Source organism: Brevibacterium sp. 239c (assembly GCF_900169365.1).
Lineage (GTDB): Bacteria > Actinomycetota > Actinomycetes > Actinomycetales > Brevibacteriaceae > Brevibacterium.
Window position 1 is genome coordinate 194399 of the sequence record NZ_FXZH01000006.1, and the last position, 19510, is coordinate 213908.

15 protein-coding genes are annotated in these 19510 nt (G+C 64.3%); 3 read left to right on the forward strand and 12 right to left on the reverse strand.

The features are described from left to right. Positions 1-136 precede the first annotated feature (136 nt). The 6 genes from BSP239C_RS07995 to BSP239C_RS08020 all read right to left on the reverse strand — a co-directional run bounded on the left by BSP239C_RS07995 (position 137) and on the right by BSP239C_RS08020 (position 6561). Entirely contained in the window at positions 137-1552 is a 1416-nt protein-coding gene (locus BSP239C_RS07995; RefSeq protein WP_101571633.1) for a dihydrolipoamide acetyltransferase family protein, read from the reverse strand. A 16-nt stretch (positions 1553-1568) separates the two neighbouring features. Continuing rightward, positions 1569-2546, reverse strand: a complete 978-nt coding sequence (locus BSP239C_RS08000; protein WP_101571635.1) for an alpha-ketoacid dehydrogenase subunit beta — start codon at positions 2544-2546, stop codon at positions 1569-1571. Further along, positions 2546-3700, reverse strand: a complete 1155-nt coding sequence (gene pdhA / locus BSP239C_RS08005) for a pyruvate dehydrogenase (acetyl-transferring) E1 component subunit alpha (protein ID WP_101571637.1) — start codon at positions 3698-3700, stop codon at positions 2546-2548. Before pdhA ends, BSP239C_RS08000 begins: the two co-directional genes overlap by 1 nt. 337 nt (positions 3701-4037) lie before the next feature. Further along, positions 4038-5555 (reverse strand): hypothetical protein, encoded by a 1518-nt coding sequence (locus tag BSP239C_RS08010; protein ID WP_101571640.1) that lies wholly within the window; start codon positions 5553-5555, stop codon positions 4038-4040. Then, positions 5552-6319: a hypothetical protein gene (locus tag BSP239C_RS08015; protein ID WP_101571642.1), complete on the reverse strand. Its 768-nt coding sequence runs from the start codon at positions 6317-6319 to the stop codon at positions 5552-5554. The genes BSP239C_RS08010 and BSP239C_RS08015 overlap by 4 nt, the downstream gene beginning before the upstream one ends. Next, positions 6316-6561, reverse strand: coding sequence for a hypothetical protein (locus tag BSP239C_RS08020; RefSeq protein ID WP_101571644.1), 246 nt, complete (start codon positions 6559-6561; stop codon positions 6316-6318). The genes BSP239C_RS08015 and BSP239C_RS08020 overlap by 4 nt, the downstream gene beginning before the upstream one ends. A 235-nt stretch (positions 6562-6796) precedes the next feature. Between BSP239C_RS08020 and purB the strand changes: the two genes are divergently transcribed. Further along, positions 6797-8230, forward strand: coding sequence for an adenylosuccinate lyase (gene purB, locus BSP239C_RS08025; protein WP_101571646.1), 1434 nt, complete (start codon positions 6797-6799; stop codon positions 8228-8230). 69 nt (positions 8231-8299) lie between these two features. Then, positions 8300-9223, forward strand: a complete 924-nt coding sequence (locus tag BSP239C_RS08030; protein WP_257930126.1) for a serine aminopeptidase domain-containing protein — start codon at positions 8300-8302, stop codon at positions 9221-9223. A gap of 44 nt (positions 9224-9267) precedes the next feature. Here the strand turns inward: BSP239C_RS08030 and BSP239C_RS08035 are convergent, their stop codons facing one another. The 3 genes from BSP239C_RS08035 to BSP239C_RS08045 form a co-directional block, all read right to left on the reverse strand. Beyond that, positions 9268-10665, reverse strand: a complete 1398-nt coding sequence (locus BSP239C_RS08035) for an MFS transporter (RefSeq protein WP_101571648.1) — start codon at positions 10663-10665, stop codon at positions 9268-9270. Positions 10666-10861: 196 nt separating this feature from the next. Continuing rightward, positions 10862-12232, reverse strand: a complete 1371-nt coding sequence (locus BSP239C_RS08040) for a D-arabinono-1,4-lactone oxidase (protein WP_101571650.1) — start codon at positions 12230-12232, stop codon at positions 10862-10864. Further along, positions 12220-13467, reverse strand: coding sequence for an amino acid deaminase/aldolase (locus BSP239C_RS08045; RefSeq protein WP_101571652.1), 1248 nt, complete (start codon positions 13465-13467; stop codon positions 12220-12222). The genes BSP239C_RS08040 and BSP239C_RS08045 overlap by 13 nt, the downstream gene beginning before the upstream one ends. A 69-nt stretch (positions 13468-13536) precedes the next feature. Here BSP239C_RS08045 and BSP239C_RS08050 point away from each other — a divergent pair, with 69 nt between their 5' ends. Next, a complete protein-coding gene (locus BSP239C_RS08050; RefSeq protein WP_180958949.1) occupies positions 13537-15129 on the forward strand; it encodes a succinic semialdehyde dehydrogenase in 1593 nt (530 codons plus the stop codon). Between the two features lie 20 nt (positions 15130-15149). On the opposite strand, the gene BSP239C_RS08055 is transcribed toward BSP239C_RS08050, so the two are convergent. From BSP239C_RS08055 to BSP239C_RS08065, 3 genes are all read right to left on the reverse strand, one after another. Beyond that, a complete protein-coding gene (locus tag BSP239C_RS08055; RefSeq protein ID WP_101571654.1) occupies positions 15150-17117 on the reverse strand; it encodes a penicillin-binding transpeptidase domain-containing protein in 1968 nt (655 codons plus the stop codon). A gap of 142 nt (positions 17118-17259) precedes the next feature. Beyond that, complete coding sequence (locus BSP239C_RS08060) at positions 17260-17994, reverse strand: response regulator (protein ID WP_101571656.1); 735 nt, start codon at positions 17992-17994, stop codon at positions 17260-17262. A gap of 264 nt (positions 17995-18258) precedes the next feature. Continuing rightward, complete coding sequence (locus BSP239C_RS08065; protein WP_101571658.1) at positions 18259-19476, reverse strand: acetyl-CoA C-acetyltransferase; 1218 nt, start codon at positions 19474-19476, stop codon at positions 18259-18261. Positions 19477-19510: the final 34 nt, after the last annotated feature.

The window sequence follows — 19510 nt, forward strand, 5'->3', positions numbered from 1 at the left end:
CAACGGTAGAGCCCCACCACACAGGCGGAGCGTCGAGACATCTACGCACGCATAGATGTCTCGACGCTCCGCCGTGGTGTCGCATTCAGACTGATGACTGCGACGTGGATTTCTACGGGGGAAGTCTGAGCTCGCCTCAGGCCAGCAGCAGTGTCGGATCCTCGAGTCCACGACCGACGTCGGCAAGGAACTTCGAGATGATTTCACCATCGACGACGCGATGGTCAGCACTCACCGACAGCGTCGTGATGTCACGTGGAACGATCTCATCACCGACGACCCAGGGCTTCTTCCGGATCTGCCCGAAGGCCAGGATCGCGGCCTCGCCGGGATTGATGATCGGAGTTCCCGCGTCGACGCCGAAGACACCGACGTTTGTGATGGTGATCGTGCCCCCGGACTGGTCTGCCGGAGGTGTCTTGCCCGAACGAGCCAGCGCGGTCAGATCCTGAATGCCCTGAGCCAAATCGGTCAGGCCCATCGCGTGTGCACCCTTGATGTTAGGCACGATGAGACCACGCGGAGTGGCTGCGGCAATACCGAGGTTGAGGTACTTCTTGATGACGATCTCTTCGCCTTCGAGGCACGAGTTGATCCGCGGGTTGCGGGTAACAGCCCAGGCCACAGCCTTGGCTACGAGCAGCAAGGGAGAGACCTTGATGTCCTCGCCCAGGAACTTCGTGGACTTGAGCTTTCGCACGAAGGCCATCGTCTCGGTCACGTCGACGTCGAGGAACTCGGTGACGTGAGGCATCGTGAACGCGGACTCGACCATGGCCTTGGCCATCATCTTCGCCACGCCCTTGAACGGGATCCGCTCTTCGAGCTCGCCGGTGGAACCGACCCCCGCTGAGGCGGCCGCGGCCCCCGCGCTCGAAACTGCCGCTGCGGTGAGTCCTGCTCCAGAGCCGCTGGCTGCGGCCTTGAGGTCGTCACGAGTGACTTCGCCGCGTGAACCTGTCGCAGCGACCGTTGCCAGGTCGATGCCGAGATCCTTGGCGAGCTTGCGCACGGGAGGCTTGGCCAGCGGCTTGCCTGCCGAGGCGGCTGCCGGTGCAGCGGCTTCGGCTGGTGCAGCGGAAGGTGCCGGCGCTGCCGGAGCCGGAGCTTCCGGTACGGCCGACGCTGAGGTCGGGCTTGCCGGCGCCGGAACGCCAGCACCCTTGCGGGGACGACGTTTAGACGAGACTGCTTTGGCACCGTAGCCGACGAGGGTGGCGCCGCCTTCGGCGTCGTCTCCGCTCTCGACCGAAGCCTGTGCATCTCCTGTCCCAGGTGTCGATGCTCCCGCGGTCGTGGAGCTGCCGGTGGAATCGTCGCCGCCGAAGCGGATGATCGGTGTTCCGACCTCGATGGTCTGGCCCTCTTCGACCAGCAGAGCCTCGATCGGTCCGGCTTGGGGGCTGGGCAGTTCGACCAGAGATTTGGCTGTTTCGATCTCGACGAGGATCTGGTTGACGGTGACGGTGTCGCCGACGGCGACCTTCCACGACACGAGGTCGGCCTCTGTCAGGCCTTCACCGACGTCAGGAAGAGAAAATTCAAAAGACATATCAACTCTCCTTGAGTCAGTAGGCCAGTGCCCGGTCGACACCATCGAAGATGCGGTCCAGGTCAGGCAGGTAGTGCTCTTCCATCCGTGAGCCGGGGTACGGCGTGTGATAGCCGCCGACTCGGATGACTGGAGCCTCAAGACTGAAGAAACAGCGCTCCGACATGCGTGCCGCGATCTCAGAGCCGAGTCCGAGGAAGGTCGGCGCCTCGTGTGCGACAACCAGGCGACCGGTCTTCTGCACCGACTTCTCAATCGCTGTGAAGTCGATCGGGCTGAGACTGCGCAGGTCGATGAGTTCGACGCTCTTACCTTCGTCTGCCGCTGCTGCCACGACGTCCTTGGCCGTGGGCACCAGGGGGCCGTAGGCCACCAGGGTGACGTCGGTGCCCGTGGAGATGACACTGGCATCGTGCATTCCCAGGTCGCCGCGGTTCGCGGTATCCACGTCTCCGCGCAGCCAATAGCGGCGTTTGGGTTCGAAGAACATCACCGGGTCGTCGCTCTTGATCGCTTCCTGCATCATCCAGTAGGCGTCATGGGCATTCGAGGGTGAAACCAGGCGCAGTCCAGCGTGGTGGGCGAAGACCGTCTCCGGACTCTCCGAGTGGTGCTCGGGTGAACCGATTCCGCCGCCATAGGGCACACGGATGACGATCGGCACTCTTTCTTTGCCCAGGGTGCGGTTGTAGAGCTTGGCAACCTGAGTCACGATCTGGTCGTAGGCCGGGAAGATGAAAGCGTCGAACTGGATTTCGATGACCGGACGGTAGCCGCGCAGCGTCATGCCGATCGAGGTTCCCACAATTCCGGATTCGGCCAGTGGAGCATCGATGACCCGCTGCGGACCGAAATCCTTCTGCAGGCCCTCGGTGACACGGAAGACGCCGCCGAGCTTACCGATGTCCTCACCGATGAGGACGACCTTCGGGTCGTCCTCCATGGCTTTGCGCATTCCGGCCGTAATGGCCTTTGACAGGGGAAGTTTCTCCATCAGGCCTCACCTGCATCGGCGAACGAGGCCTGGTACGCGAGGAATTCCGCGCGTTCCTCATCGACGAGGGAGTGAGGTTCGGAGGTGACGTGGGCGAACATCTCGACAGGATCGGGATCTTCCATGGTCATGCAGTTGTGACGGATGCGAGCAGCGAGAGTGTCGGCTTCAGCGTCCACCTCGGCGAAGAACTCGTCAGCGGTCTCGGTGTGGTTGTCGAGGTAGGCCCGAAGCCGCTTCAGCGGATCGCGGTCCTCCCAGATCTCTTCCTCGGCCCGGTCACGGTACTTAGTCGGGTCGTCGGCCGTGGTGTGGGCGCCGCGACGGTAGGTGAAGGCCTCGATGAGCATCGGGCCGTTGCCGGCGCGGACCGAATCCAGGCTGGCCCTGGCCACGGCGTACATCGCGATGATGTCGTTGCCGTCTACACGCAGACCGGGTACGCCGAATCCTTCGCCGCGTTTGCACAACGGTGCCGCGGTCTGGACGTGGGTCGGTTCGGAGATGGCCCATTGGTTGTTCTGGCAGAAGAAGAGCACGGGTGCGTGGAAGGCTCCGGCGAAGGTCAGCGCTTCTGAGACGTCGCCCTGCGAGGTGGCTCCGTCGCCGAAGCAGGCGATGGCCACAGTGTCGCGTTCCAGGTCACCGGTGCCGACGTCACCGTCCATGGACACGCCCATGGCGTAGCCGGTGGCGTGCAGCGTCTGCGAACCGATGACGATCGTGTACGTGTGGAAGCGGTGTTCCTGAGGGTCCCAACCGCCGTGGTCCTGGCCACGGAACATGCCGAGAAGGGTTTCGGGTTCGACGCCGCGGGTGTAGGCGAGGCCGTGTTCACGATAGGTGGGGAAGACGAAGTCCTTGGGGCGTGCCGCCCGTCCCATTCCGATCTGGGCCGCTTCCTGACCGAACATCGGCGCCCAGAGGCCGAGCTGTCCTTGGCGCTGCAGGGCCGCACCCTCAGCATCGATGCGACGAACCAGGACCATGTCCCGGTAGAAGCCGCGCAGATCCTCATCGGTGAGCTCTGCCGCGAAAGCGTCATATTCACCGGATTCGACGCGATTGCCGTCTTCGGTGAGCATCTGGATCATCCGAGGTTCCGATGACTGACTGTGGGCAGTCCCGGTTCCCACTGAAATGTTGGAGGTCATTTCAGTTCTCCTTTGTTCAAGGTCCAAGCGCACCGGAGGTGACCAGTGGCGGACGGTGTCCTGCGGACGGGATCTCTGGTGTGAGTTCTCGCCCTCGAGTGATGTGATTCACAGGTGATACCACGATACCGAATCCACCGACCGCATGCCACATCGGCCATGTGCGTCGAGCGCCAGTTGTTATGGTCGGGTTCAGCCTAGGAGGCGAATTTCGCGCGTGTCGTTCACGTCCAAAGGCTTCCATGTCGAATTGTCGATGGTCGCAGAGTTGGTCCAACGTCCGACAAACGCATGTCCGACCAGTCCAGAGCCCCAGCTCGCCGAGGTTGGACTCGGGTCATGTTCGCTTGCGTTTCCCCTGGTAATCCCTCGTCTCCTTGAGATCACCGGTGAAGAATTCTGAGTTCTTCGCGGTGAACCGGTTGAGTCCGGCATGACCGCCTGCAAGCATGAGCCCGATCGAGGCGGCGTAGGCAGCTGAGGAGTGTGCGGCTCCGGCTGAGGAGAACAGTTCGTCGAGTTCGGCATCGGTCTTGCCCTGCAGGTTCGGGGCCTGGCGCAGCTGTTCGGGATCGTAGTCGACGGTGATCGTCGACCACTGGTCTGTGGCTGGATTCTCGTTGCCGTCGAGGTCGGGCACCAGGTCCTGTTCGTGCTCGATCGAGAGGACATCGATGCCCTCGTCGACCGGGAAATCTGAGATCGGTGCTCCCACTGTGACGAGTGCGGTGACATTCACATCGGCGAGGAAGGCCGGGTCGGCGGCCAAGGAACCGGCAGTGATTCCGCCCTGCGAATACCCCACCAACATGACCTCGGCATCTGTCCCGATATTCGCATCGGCGATGGCTTGGCGGACCATTTCAGCCATGACGGTGTCATTGCCGGCCATTGCCTGTACGTTCGTCGTCAGATCGGTGGTGTTCTGTCCTGACTCGGGTGACCAGTCGGTCGTCGCGGGCACGTAGACGATGTAGCGAGTAGTGCCGTCGGGGGAGGTGATCTCCTCGATCCGCACTTGTCCGGAGTCGGCACCGCGGTGGCGGTCCGCCTCTCTGCGATAGAGGTCCTCGAGGTCACGCGGCGGCTCATCATCGGCCGGAGTGAGTCCCTTCGCCTTCCAGACCTCCACGTCTGAGGGCAGGAGCAGTCCGAACATGTTCGCACCTCCCAGGACCCACGCGGTCATCGATGACGAGTCGTGTGGCCACAGCCCATGATCGCCCTCGGTGGCCAGCACCGCTGGCGGCAGCCCCATGAAACCGACGACGATTCCCGGCAGCACGTGTTCGATGATGGCCCCTGAGACATCGGAGTGCTCGAACAGGAGGGCGACGAAGGCTTCCTTGGCCGCCGCCTTCGTCTGCGCCAGGTCGATGCCGAAGTGCTTGGCGACGACATCGTCGAGACCTGTGACATCGAGGAGCTTCAGACCCAGGTAGATCGGGGCTCCGACGGCGATGCCGATCGGGATGGTCACAGGCAGGGTGATGGCAATGACGCGACCGCTGACGTATCCGAAATAGTCGAGGAGTCCGCCGAAGGTCTCGCTGACGCCTTTCTCCGCCTGCCTGTAGGCGAAGACTGCGGCTCTGACGGCCAGGACGGTGGCTTCGAGTTCGATGAGCACCCGCGTCGACTGGTGGAAGTAGACGATTCGGGCGGCATCGAGATTGATCGCTGTGAGTGGAGCAGGAACCTGCGTCAGGAGTGTGGCCAGATCGAAGTCGGCGAGCGCCCCGTCCGCAGACAGGTCACCGATCGTGGTGCAGATGCGCTGCAGTTCGTCCCCGCTGGAGTCTGCCCGGTCATCGATCTTCAGCTGTGGACCGCCGGTGGTTCGGGTCGCGATCATGGGTGGAGGACGGTCGTCGACTGGAGGCGAGTCAGAGTCGCCGCAAGGAGGACTCGCACCGCGTTGGACTCAAGGCTGTGCTCAGCTCCCATGGTGATCGTCTCACCGTCTCGTTCCAGCGTCGGCCGGGCCCAGGTTCCGCCGACTCTGTGCAGGAACTCCATCCCGGCGACTCTGGCCTCACTCAGGTAGGTCAGGGTGAGCACACAGTCTCTGTCGATCAGAGAGCTCAGCTCTTCGGTGACCTGCCCGAGCTCCTGCGGGCGGAGACGCCTGAGGAGTTCGAAGCCTGCGAACTCCTCGAAGCCCTCACCGTGGAGCACCAGGATGCCCAGGCAGATGTCATCGAGCAGGGACACCTCGAGGTGGGCGGTCTCGGCCCCGGAACTGATGACGATGGTGATCCGCGAGCGGGTGAGATTGAGCTCGGCGGTGAAACCGGTCAGCCAGGCGGTGAGCACATCCAGCCCGCGCTTGGATTCCCTGCCGGTGGGTTCCCCCAGCATCACCGTTTCCGTGATCCCCTGCCCCCCGGTCCGCGTTCCGCTGGACTCCTTTTCCGCTGCCCCAGTCACCCCTGATGCCGGATCCCCCGCCGAGGTGGTCACGGCAGCGTCTGCACGTGGCATCAGTTCGTGGGGCCACAGCGACCTCAGCCGTTCAGGGAGCCCCATGATTCGTGCGCTGTCTACGGCGAACCATTTGCTGCCCGGCACAGCCGCAGCTTTCCCCGCCCCCACTGCCGACCTCGTTCCCTCGTTCATATCTGGATCCGGCCTCCCACCGAGACGACCTGCAGATGCAGGTCGTAGGCCTCGGCGAGCTTGTCTGCTCTCTCTGCCAGGGTGGTGATCGAGTCCGAACAGGTCAGCAGACGATCGCCGAGCATCCGTCCTGCCGGGGAGTCCCATCCTTCGACCTGCCGGCAGGTCTGAGCCAGGCTGCGCAGCTCATCTGCTCGCCGCCTCCACCCATCCCGGTTGAGTGCCAGCTCATCGGTGATCACTGTCGTCCTCCCTTCGACTCGGCGTCAGCCTTCACCGTACGAAGCGGCCCGCTCCCTTGGAAGGTCTCCGGTTCGTCCTGTGGAAATCGGTCGACGCTCCACAGGGTTCCGACGCCGAAGTCGCGGCCCAATCCACAGGAGGTGGAGCATAAGAGACAGCCCGGACCTCGGGTCTCGGCCCGACCGCCTGATGGTCGGTTCCCCGTCTGCACGCGGCTCATGAGAAAATGACATCATGCCGACTGTTTCGCTTGCTGACATCTCACCCGCCATTGCTCTCGGACCACTCGATGGCCGTTACCGCAAAGACACCGCTGACCTCGTCGATCACCTCTCCGAGGCGGCCCTGAACCGCAATCGGATCATCGTCGAGGTCGAGTGGTTCATCCACCTCGCTCAGAACTCCGTGATCGAGGGAGTCCGTCGCCTCACCGAGGACGAGGTCACCGGGCTGCGTGACTTCGCCGAGAACTTCGATGCGGAGACGATCGCCACCCTGGCCGCCCATGAGGCCGTCACGGTTCATGACGTCAAAGCCGTTGAGTACACAATCAAAGAAGCGCTAGTCGAACTCGGTGCCGACGATCTCAGCGAGCTCGTCCACTTCTGCTGCACGTCTGAGGACATCAACAATCTGTCCTGGGCTCTCGGGATCAAGGGCGCCACCGTTGATGTGTGGCTGCCCCGTGCGAAGGCACTCATCGACTCACTGGCCGACACCGCCTCGGCGCTGGCCACGGTGCCGATGCTCTCCCACACCCATGGTCAACCGGCAACGCCGACGACGATGGGCAAGGAGCTCGCAGTGTTCGTCCACCGTCTGCGCCGCCAGTATGAGCGGATCAAGGCAAGCGAATTCCTCGGCAAGATCAACGGTGCGACCGGGACCTACTCCGCCCACCTGGCCGCCGTGCCCACCGCGGACTGGCCGAAACTGGCCAAGACCTTCGTCGAAGGCAGCCTCGACCTGACATTCAACCCGCTGACCACGCAGATCGAGTCCCATGACTGGGATGCGGAGCTCTTCGCCGACATGGCACGGTTCAACCGCATCGCCCACAATCTGGCGACGGACATGTGGACCTACATCTCGATGAACTACTTCAAGCAGATCCCCGTCGCAGGATCCACCGGGTCCTCGACGATGCCGCACAAGGTCAATCCGATCCGCTTCGAGAACGCCGAGGCGAACCTCGAGCTCTCATGCGCACTGCTCGATTCGCTCGCCTCGACCCTGGTGACCTCACGGATGCAGCGCGACCTCACGGACTCGACCTCGCAGCGCAACATCGGTGTCGCCTACGGCCATTCCGTGCTGGCGCTGAACAACTTGATCAAGGGCCTCGATCGGCTCGCGATCAACGAAGAGGCGCTGGCCGCCGACCTCGACTCCAACTGGGAGGTCCTGGGTGAGGCGATCCAGTCGGTGATGCGCGCCGCCGGCCTGCAGGGCGTGCCGGGCATGGACAGCCCCTACGAGAAGCTCAAGGAGCTCACTCACGGGAAGCGCATCGACCAGACGGACCTGCAGTCCTTCGTCTCGGGTCTCGGACTGCCCGAGGCTGAGACCGAACAGCTGACGGCACTGACTCCGGCCACCTACGTCGGCGTTGCCGCGCAGCTGGCTGAGTCAGAGGTCTCCGATTGGAAAGCCCGTACACAGGGCTGATCTCGGCGCACGGAACTCACTGTTACCGACCGGTAGATAATACGGTCGATCTTCACTAACCTTGTGCTCATGACGAGCACAATGATGAGTTCCGTGCGCATTCCGGTCACCGGCGGCACGCACACCGATGCCGCTGGTTCCAGACACACCGACTCCGAGCGGGCGAGCCACATCGTCGGCACCGTGCTGATGCCGCCGGAGACGCCGGTCGGGTTCCTCACGATCCACCCCGCCACCGCCACACCGGCCCGGTTCTATACGTACTTCGCCGAATACGCGGTCGAACGCGGCCTGGCTGTGCTCACCTACGATGTACGAGGCGTTGCCGCCTCCGGCCCGGCCCGGGAGCACTCACAGCTGCGGATGCGCGATTGGATGCAGCAGGATGCGAATGCCGTCGCTGCCTGGGCCAACACTGAATTTCCCGAGCTGCCGAAACTCGCACTCGGGCACAGCCTCGGTGGTCATGCTCTGTTGTTGGGCAACGCCACAGAGGACCTGCGCGGCTTCGTCACCGTGGGCACGGCACGAGCGGCGCTGCGCGACATCAATCCCCGCGGCGAACGTCTGCGAGTCGGTCTCATCCTCAGAACACTCGGCCCTCTGATCAGTCCCCTCGTCGGCTATGCGCCCGGCAGACGCCTCGGACTCGGCGAGGATATCCCGACTGCGGCCATGCTCGAATGGGGCCGCTGGGTCTGTATGTCCGAGTACTTCTTCGACGATCCGAGCCTGGGAGCCGCGGCCCGGATGGCACGTTTGCGCACGCCCGTGCTCGCGATCGGTGCCAGCGACGACAACTGGGCCTCACCAGCGCAGATCGACGCACTCGTCGACCATGTCCGCCTCGCCGAGGTGAAACGACGAACCTTCACGCCGCGAGAACTCGGGGTCGCCCAGATCGGCCATCACGGTCTGCTGCGGCGCTCGATCTCCGAGAGCGCTTGGCCCGAGATCGTCTCGTGGCTTCTGGGACGCCTCCCCCGACACTGACCCCAGGGGACCGGCGCTGATCCCAGAACGGAGCAGAACTCGCCTCAGGCGGGGACAAGATCCTTGTCACGGTCGACTTCCGCCAGGGGCCTGCCCGCCATATTGCGCGCCAGGAACAACGTCGGAACACCTGCGACGACGACGATGACGGTCGCATAGATCGCCGGTGCCAGCGTGAGGCCGGTGGAGCTCATCAGTGCGGTCGCGATCAGCGGTGAGAGTCCGCCGAAGAGGACCGTGGCCACGTTGTAGCCGATGGCCATTCCGGAGAAGCGGCTGGTGCCGGTGAACTGCTCAGGCACCATGGCCGCTGCCACAGCACTCCATCCGGCGGCCGGCACAGCAAGGAATGCGACGCCGAAGATCGCGACCCCGGAGTTCCCATCGGCCAGCAGTGCGTAGGCGGGAATGGTGGTGAGGATGAAGACGGCCATCAGCACTGCCAGCGTCCTCTTCCGCCCGAAGCGGTCCGAGGCGAGGCCGAACAGGGGCGTGATGACGATCGCGACGACGGCGGCGATGGTGCCCAGCGCCAGAGACCCGGAGTTCTTCACGTGAGAGACCTCTTCGATATAGGTCGGCACATAGGTGATGTTGAGGAAGTAGCTGACCGAACCGATCGAGGAGATGAGGAACGCGACCAGGATCGCGCGGGGCTGCTGCAGGAAGGCGATGAGCAGCGGGGAGCGACCGCGTGAGACCACAGGCTTGTCACTCTTCGCGTTCTGCGCCCGCTTCGTCTTCTCCGCCGCCTGCAGGCGTTTGAAGGTGTCCGTCTCCTCCATCATTCGACGCAGCGGGATCATCAGCGCAGCGAGGAGAGCTCCGAAGATGAACAGGACGCGCCATCCCCAGGAGCTCATCGCCTCGGCGGACAGTGTGCTGGCCAGGAATGCTCCCGACCCGACTGCCAGGAGCGCTCCGACCTCGCTGTTGGCCGCCGCCCAGCTGGCCGCGAGTCCGCGCCGTTTACTGCCGGCCGACTCCATCAGGAAGACCATGATTCCGGTGTACTCTGCGCCGACGGAGAATCCGGACAGGCAACGGAAGAAGACCATGCCGACACCTGCCCAGATGCCGATCGTCTCGTATCCGGGCATGATAGCGATTCCGAGCATCGCGACGGCCATGAGCACGGCAGAGACGACCAGCGCGGACTTGCGGCCGACCCGATCGCCGAGGTGACCGAAGACCATGGCACCGAGCGGGCGGAACAGGAAGCCGGCGGCTCCCACACCCAAGGTGAGTAAGAGCGAGTCCGGCCGATCGCCGAAGAACTCCTTGGTCAGGATGGTCGCGACGTAGAAGAAGATAGAGAAGTCGTACCACTCAACTATGGTGCCGAAGGCGGCGACCATCATCGATCGACGTCGTCCCTTCTCCTTCTCCGGACTGTTGGAGACCGCGGGGTCCGACTGGGCCTGCGCTTCGAAATCTGACATCGAGGATTCCATTTCTTAGGGAATGCTGCGGCCGTATCTCCCAACGACAACGGATATGGCCGATCATCGAGACTATCCTGACCACCCTACTGCTGGTGGGAGCCCGTGGGCAGGTCAGCTGGAAATTCTCAGTTCACTCGCCAGTTCAGCCCGCACCCGATTTCAGCCCGCACGTGTGCTCAGCCCACGCACCAGTTCAGCTCACGCGCGAACCCAGCCCGAACAGGGAGTCGGTGAATCGGTTGCCGAACACCGCCTGCGGGTCCAACTGGTTCCGCAGCGCACAGAAGTCCTCGAAACGCGGATAGAGTTCACGCAGTTCACCGGCGCCCAGGCTGTGGATCTTGCCCCAGTGCGGGCGGCCCCCGTGACGTCGACAGATCTGTTCGACGACACGGAAATATTCGGCGAAGTCGTCCTTCACGTACCGGTGCACCGCGATGTACATCGTGTCGCGTTCGTAGGCGGTCGAGAGCGGAACATCGTCGGCGGCCGCAGATCGGACTTCGATCGGGAATGAGATCGTCCATCCTCTCGACTCGATGGCTGCGCGGATCTCAGCAATCACCTCGGCGCCGGATGCGAAGGGAACCGCGTACTCCATCTCGTTGAACCGCACCCGCCGAGGTGTCACGAAGACGTCGTGGCCCGGTGCCCGATACGTCCTGTCCGAAACGGCGGACTGGGCGATCCGATTGATGTGGGGCACGAGACTGGGCACTGCTGAACCGAGTTCGACGGCGAGGCGCAGGGCACCGTTTTCAACCACTTCCTTGTCGAGCAGGTTCAGTATCCGGTTGCGCACCCCTGCCTCGGCGAGGTGGCCCGGGCCGATCTCGCCAGGGCCGACACGGGTGTTCGTCTTGGTCAGAGCGGTATCTGTGTGCGGGAACCAGTAGAACTCGAAATGATCGGCGGCTCGCATCCGCGGTTCGAGGTCGTCCAGCAGATCGTCGAGGTCCGTCACAACCTCCTCGGCGATGAGGTCGAAGGAGGACACACACTGCAGCTCGATCTCCGTGACGATGCCCAGCACGCCGAGGCTGACGCGGGCCAGGTCGAAGATCTCCGGGTCACGTGTCGCTGACAGCTGGACTGCAGTGCCGTCGGGGCCCATGAGCGACAGTCCGGTGAGGGTTCCGGCGAATCCGGTGAAGCCGAGCCCGGTCCCGTGGGTGCTCGTCGAGATCGCTCCGGCGAGCGCCTGCGGGTTGACGTCGCCCTGGTTGGCCAGGGCCAGCCCGAAGGGGGCGAGTAGGGCCGGGATGTCGCGGAGCCGGGTGCCGGCGTGGAAGCGCACCCGCTGGCTCGCCTCGTCGACGCTGATGATTCCGCTGAGGTGGTCGAGGTTGACCATGACCTCGTCACCTGCGGCGACCGGGGTGAACGAGTGGCCGGCACCGACGGGCCGGACCCGTTGACCGGCTTCGGCTGCAGACGTCAGAACCTCGCTCAATTCCCCCGCCGAGGTGGGCCTGCGGAAGGTGTGCGGATACGCGTGGACATGACCGGACCAGTTCCGAAACCGCATCCGCGTCGTTTCCTCGTGCCGTCTCACAGCACCCATCCTTGTCCGCGGTAGGTCGTCCAGGTGTCGACGACTTGCGACCCCGAGACGACGAGGAATTCGTTGAAGTGTTCGGCGAGTTCACCGGCCTTCGCGTGCCGAAACCAGACCAGATCGCCGATGCGCAGGTCTTCGGCTCCGGGCCCGGTGAGGGGAGTTTGGACTTCACCCGCACCTTCGAGGCCCGCGTACTCGAGGCTCTGGGGCCAGGCGATCGTGGGAACTCGGTCCGGGCCGGGGACGCCGGAGGCGATGAAGCCGCCCTTGAAGACCGTGACCCAGCCGGGTCCTGGCCGGCGCACCACGGGAGTGGCGAAGTAGGCGGCCGGCTCGTGCTGGAAGTGGGTGTAGCCGTCGAAGAGTCCCGGGCAGAAGAGCCCGGATCCGGCGGCCACTTCGGTCAGCGTGCCCTCGGCGACGCTGGATTCGAAGGACCCGGTGCCGCCGCCGTTGACGAATTCGAGGTCGGCGAGTTCACGCACCGCGTCGATGACGCTGCGGCGCCGCACCTTCAGCTCTGCGATCGAGCGCTTCTGCATGGCACGCACCACCGCCTGTTTGGCTGTGGCCCCAGCATCGGCGGTGCCAGCGATCTGTCCTTCATAGGACATCAGCCCGACGAGCTTGACCTCGGGGCGAGCGATGACATGTGCGGCCAGCTCGACGGCGGAGGCCGCGTCTCGGATCGGCGAGCGCCGGGCTCCGATATGGACTCGGCTGCCCAGCACCCCTTCGCCCAGGCGGTAGGAGGCATCGATGTCGAGGCACACACGCACGGTCTGTGCGGTACCGCCAGCCGTTGCGTCAACAGCAGCCGAGTCACCTGCAGCCGTACCACCAGCAGCCGCCTCGCTGCGGGCACTGTCGATGATGTCGAGGTGGGTGGGGCAATCGATCATCAGGGTGATGTTCTGAGTGGCCCCCGCCTCGGCGAACATCTGGGTGAGGCTGCGCCGGTCAACGGTGGGATAGCCGACGAGGATGTCGCGGACTCCTCGGGCGTGCAGGGCCAGCGCCTCCGGCAGAGAATAGGCGAGGACACCGGAATAGGCCGGGTGGGCGAGCGCTCGGTCGATTGCAGCGGGAGTGCGCAGCGACTTCGAAGCGACGCGGATCGGCAGACCCTGGGCGCGCTCGGCCAAGGCGGTGACGTTCGCGTCGAACGCCTCCAGATCAAGCACAGCAGCGGGAGCCTCGACCCCGCGGACTGCGTGACGCAGTTCACGTGAGACCATGAGAATACTGTAGCGTAGGTTAGCGGCCTCCCGGGCCTGAACCCACCCATTCTCTGACGACACGGAGGCATGATGCACACGGACGTCACCAGCACCGGCACCCACGCAGACCGACTCACCCATGTCACCGATCGGCTCCGCGATTTCCTCGACACCGACCCCTATGCCGAGGCCTCGGGCAGCGGCGATCGCATGGTCAGCCCCGAGCCGTTCACCGGTGTAGAACTCCCCCGCTTCGCCTCGAACACCACGGCCGATATCGAGGACGCCTATGCCACCGCACGCATCGCCGCCGATGCCTGGTCGCAGCGGTCTCCCGAGCACCGCGCCCGGGTGCTGCTGCGCCTGCATTCGGCATTGCGCCAGCACGAGGACCTTCTCCTCGACATCATTCAGTACGAGACGGGCAAGGCCCGCATCCACGCCTATGACGAGATTCTCGACACCTACAACGTGTGCCGTCATTATGGGGTCACCACCCCGGCCCGTCTGCGCCCGCAGCGTCGCCGCGGTGCCGTTCCCGTCCTGACCCGCACCGAGGTCACCCGCACCCCGCTGGGCGTCGTCGGGTTCATCACCCCCTGGAACTATCCGCTGACTTTGGGCGCGACCGACCTGCTTGCGGCTCTGGCCGCCGGCAATGCCGTGGTCCACAAGCCCGACAGCCAGACGACTCTGACGGCGATCATCATGCGCCGCCTGGCCATTGCCTGCGGCCTGCCCGCGGAGGTCTGGCAGCTGGTGCCCGGACCCAGCAAGGAGGTCGGGCCTGCGCTGATGGCCGGTGCCGATGGGATCTCCTTCACCGGTTCGACCGCCGCAGGGCGTTCCATTGCCGCCGAGGCTGCTCGACGTCTGCTGCCGACCGCTCTTGAACTCGGTGGAAAGAATCCGATGCTCATCCTCTCCGATGCCGATCTTGGGTCGGCCGTAGACGGCGCGGTTCGTGGGTGCTTCTCCTCGGCTGGTCAGCTGTGTCTGTCCATCGAGCGCATCTATGTCCATGAGGATCTCTACCCAGAGTTCTGCGCCCATTTCGCCGAGGCGACCCGGAACCTCGAACTCAGCCCCGACTACTCATACGGCCCCGGAATGGGGTCCTTGGCAGGGCCGAAGCAGCTGGCCCGAGTCAGCGAGCACGTCGAACAGGCACGGGCCAGCGGAGCTCAGGTCATCGCGGGAGGCCGCCCGGTCCCGGAGATGGGGCCCTACTTCTATCTGCCGACCGTGCTCACCGATGTCACCGAGGAGGCCGAGCTGTTCGCTGAGGAGACCTTCGGCCCGGTCGTCGCCGTGTACCCGGTGGCAAGTGACGCGGAGGCGATCAAGCGGGCCAACGCATCCGAATACGGTCTCAACGCCAGCGTCTTCTCTCAGTCCCGCGGGCTCGAAACAGCCCGGCAGCTCGAATCCGGGATGGTCAATGTCAATGAGGCCTACGTGGCTGCCTGGGGTTCGATCGATTCTCCGGCCGGCGGGGTCAAGGCTTCAGGTATGGGTCATCGGCACGGCGTTGAGGGCCTCTACCAGTTCATGCACTCCCACAGCATTGCGGAGCAGAAGCTGGTTCCCATCGCCCCCTTCGGTCCGCTCGACCAGTCGCGATTCGCCCGCACACTGACCACAGCCTTCGACGTCATGCGGTCCCTACGCATGAAGTGAGGCATTGGTGAGGCTCTGCCTCAGTTGAGCGATTCGAAGAATTTCTTCGCCACCGGCACAGCCGCCTCGGCGCCGAACCCGCCGTCCTCGACGAGGACGGCCACGGCCACGTCGCCCTGATAGCCGGCGAACCAGGAGTGGGTGCGCGGTGGGGTCTCGTCACCGTATTCGGCGGTGCCGGTCTTGCCATGGACCGGTTCGCCGGGGACGTCCTGCAACGCGCCGGCAGTCCCATCGGTCACGGCACGGCGCATGAGCTTCTGCATCGCGGCGACCGCATCGGCATCGATCGCCTGCTCGCTTCTGCCCTTGTCTTCGCTCGTGTCCTTCTCCTTGTTCTTGCCTTTGCCGTCCTCGGAGACCACGAGAAGCGGGTTGACCGTGTCGCCCTCGGCCACCGACGCGGCCATCACCGCCACTGCCAGCGGGCTGGAGACGACTTTGCCCTGACCGATCATCTGCGCCGCATGCGTCACCGCGTCATCATCGCTGGGAACGATCGCCATCTTCGCCCCGGTTCCGAGATCAGCATCGTCCATTCCCAGGCTCGACGCCGCTTTCGCCACGTCCTCACCCGAGACCTTCTCTGCGGAGTTGACGAACGCGGTGTTGCAGGATTCGGCGAAGTTGTCTTCGAAGGCCACTTTGCCCAGGACATGGTCTTCGGCGTTTTTGAAGCTCTTTCCGTCGACCGTTGTCGTCTTCGGGCAGTCGAGAGTCGTCTTCGCATCGACTCCTGATTCCAGCAGAGCCAGGCCCGAGACGACCTTGAACACCGACCCGGGCGCGTACTGTCCGGTCAGCGCCCGGTCCCAGCCGGCACCTTTCGGATCTTGGTTGGCCGCAGCGATGATGTGACCGTCGCTGGGCCGGATCGCAACGAGGGCCGTCGGCTTCTTACCCGTCGCGGCGGCCTTGTCCGCGGCTTCCTGCACCTTGACGTTGAGCGTCGTGGTGATGTTCTCGCCGTCTTTTTCGGGGAACTCGTGGACGCGGACAGGATCGGCGGCATCGCCGTCGTCGGTGGCTTTGCTCTCGTCGGCGTCTTCGTCGTTCCCGTCATCGCGGTCCGCAATGTAGATCGCTTCGCTGCCCGGTCCGGTCAGCTGCTCATCGAAGGACTTCTGCAGTCCGCTTTTGCCTACAACGGATTCACCGGTGAGTTTTCCATCAGAGGCCTCGACCTCCTCGGCGCTTGCGGCACCGGCCGTTCCCAGCGTCGGGCCGGCGAAGCCCTTCTTTCGGCTCAGCGGCTGAGTGTGCGTTTTGAACACGGTGCCGGGCAGGGAGTGGATCGAGTCCTTGACCTTCTTGTAGTCGCCCTCACGCAAAGTGATGACAGGAACGAACTGATCGGGCTCAGCCTTGTCGACGCGTTCCTTCAGCGATTTCAGGTCGATGTCGAGTTCGTCCTTGAGAGCAGTGAGGGTGTCATCGTCGTCCTCAGCTTCGTCGAGTTTGGCGGGGTGGATGCCGATGTCGACGACGGGGCCCTCGGCCATCAGCTCTTCGTCGTCCTCGCCGAGGATTGCCCCGCGCCGCCCGGGGGTCTTCTGCGAGACGAGGACCTGGCCGTCTTCGAGGTCAGGGTGCAGCACCGTGGGGGTGAGTTCCGCGGACCAGAGCAGACCCTTCTTGTGCAGGGGAAGTTCGGAGGTGTACTCCCAAGGTTCATCGTCCTGGTTCGTCCAGGTCCACTTCAGTTTCGCGACCATGCCATCACCGTGTGCCTCTGTGCCTGCGAACTTCACCGAGCGTTTCTTCATGCTCTGGTCGAGAGTCGCGAGGATCAGATCATGCAGCTTCTTCGCCGTCTTCTTGTCTGACCAGGCGTTCGATTCGATGGTTCCGCTGTTCAGATCGGCGGCGGCATCTTCCGCCGCTGTCTCCGCTTGGAGCGGCAACGTGAAGAAGGCGAAGGCGCCGGCACCGGCCAGCAGCACGACGACGAGGGCGATGGCCAGCCATGTCTTGGACTTCTTTGTCATAGGTCAATCATCAATGCAGTCAGCAGGGAAGTCCACTTGTCGACTGAGTTCGCTGATAAGGGGAAGGAGGCCGGGGGTTCGTCAGTCGCGGCTTGGAACCGCCGGGCATTGTGGGGATGGAGCCCGGGTATCGAGGGGTGGTTCAGGCGTCGTCGGTGACGACGGTGTATTCGAGCACCGGACGCCCGGCTGCCCCATACCGGGGGCGGCGAGCGAGCATGCCGGCGTCGGCCATGGCCTCTAAGTACCGTCGTGCGGTCACTCGCGAGACTCCGAGACCAACGGCGACCTCGGCGGCGGACTGTCCGGGTTGGTCGCCGAGGACGGACTTCACTTCGGTCTGCACCGCATCCGGGACACCCTTGGCGGTAGCGGCCACCGTGTGGGTGCGCAGTGCAGCGATCGCGGTGTCGACGTCGGTCTGCGTGACCTCGCCTTCGCTGCTGTCCCCGCCGAGGCTGTCGCGGAAGGAGGAGTAAGCCTCGAGTTTGGATTTGAACACGGGGAAGGTGAACGGTTTGATGATGTATTGGGCGACGCCGTAGGACAGCGCCTCCTGCACGATCTGCATGTCCCGGGCGGCGGTGACTGCGATGATGTCGACATCGACGCGGTGACCGCGGATGGCTCGGCAGACCTGCAGTCCGTGGCCGTCGGGAAGGTTCATGTCGAGGAGGACCAGGTTGATGCAGTCCGCGTCGAGACCATAGATCTTTCCGGTCAGAGCAGCCATCGCCTGAGTGGCATTCTTCGCTACACCGGCCAGGTGATAGCCGTCGATGCGGTCGATGTACTTTGCGTGGGCCCGGGCAGCGACTGCCTCGTCCTCAACCACGAGCACACCGATGCTCGACTCAGGGGTAGTTGTATCTGACATGCCGCCAGTCTAGCGTTCGTCGTTGCGGGCCTGCCGTGGTTCGTGTTACAGCCTCGGCACATCCATGACACAGGATTGGAACGCCGGGGCGCTGCTGGGCCGGTCAGCAACCGACAGCCTGGCCTGCCGCCGGGCTTTCCCATCTTCCTGGTCAGCAGAGCATGCGCGTTTACGGGGATTCGGCGGGAACAGAACCTTGATTTTCGTGCGTAAGATCGGGGTTCTGTTCCCGCCAAATCATGCGCGGCGTTCAGGCGCGAGGCCTCAGGCGCGCTCGAAGATTGCGGCGATGCCCTGTCCTCCGCCGATGCACATGGTCTCGAGTCCGTAGCGAGCGTCGCGGCGGTCCATTTCGCGCAGCAGGGTTGCCAAGATCCGACCACCGGTGGCGCCGACCGGGTGACCCAGGGAGATTCCAGAGCCGTTGACGTTGAGGCGATCGAAGTCGTCTTTGCCGAAGCCCCATTCGCGGGTCACGGACAGCGCCTGAGCGGCGAAGGCCTCGTTGAGTTCGATGAGGTCGATGTCAGCCAGGCTCAGCCCGGCCTTTTCGAGGGCCTTCGTGGTGGCCGGGACAGGGCCGATGCCCATGGTCTTCGGCGGTACTCCGGCCACGGCCCAGCTGACCAGGCGGCCCAGCGGCTTCATCCCCTGCGCCTCGGCCGCTGCGCGGGTGGTGACGATGCTTGCGGCAGCTCCGTCGTTCTGGCCCGAAGCATTGCCTGCGGTCACGGTTGCCTGGTCATCGTCCTTGCCCAGGATGGGGCGCAGTTTGGCAAGCTTGTCGATGCTGGTGTCGGGACGGATGTGCTCATCGGCGTCGATCTGGTGTTCGGCGACCTTCCGAGTGGCGGGGATCGTCACCGGCACGATCTCTTCGGCGAAGCGTCCATCCTCAGCGGCCGCGGCAGCACGCTGGTGTGAGTTGAAGGCGAGTTCGTCCTGCTCGTCGCGGCCGATCGAGTATTCGCGGCGCAGGTTCTCAGCGGTCTCGAGCATTCCACCGGGAACTGGGTAGTTCTTACCGCCCGGAGTGACGCGGCCACGGCCCAGCGAGTCGGTGAATTCGGCGCTGCCGCCGCGCACTCCCCAGCGAATGGTGTCGTTGTAGAAGGGCGCGTGGGACATCGATTCGACACCACCGGCGATGACGAAGTCTCCGTTGCCGGAGCCGACGACCATTGCTGCGTCGATGACTGCCTGCAGTCCGGAGCCGCAGCGGCGGTCGACCTGCTTGCCGGGCACCGTCACGGGCAGGCCCGCGTCGAGCGCGGTGACACGGCCGATGCAGGGTGCCTCGGAGGTGGAGTAGCCCTGGCCCATGACGACGTCGGCGACGAGTTCCGGGTTGAGTCCGGTCCTGGCGATGAGCTCACGGACGACGGTGGCGGAGAGTTCGTGGGCGGGGATGTCGCGGAACTGTCCTCCGAAACCTCCGATCGCAGTACGCAGCGGTTCACAAACGACGATGTCCTGATCCATGGTTCCTCCACTCGATTTCGCTTCGGCCGATGGC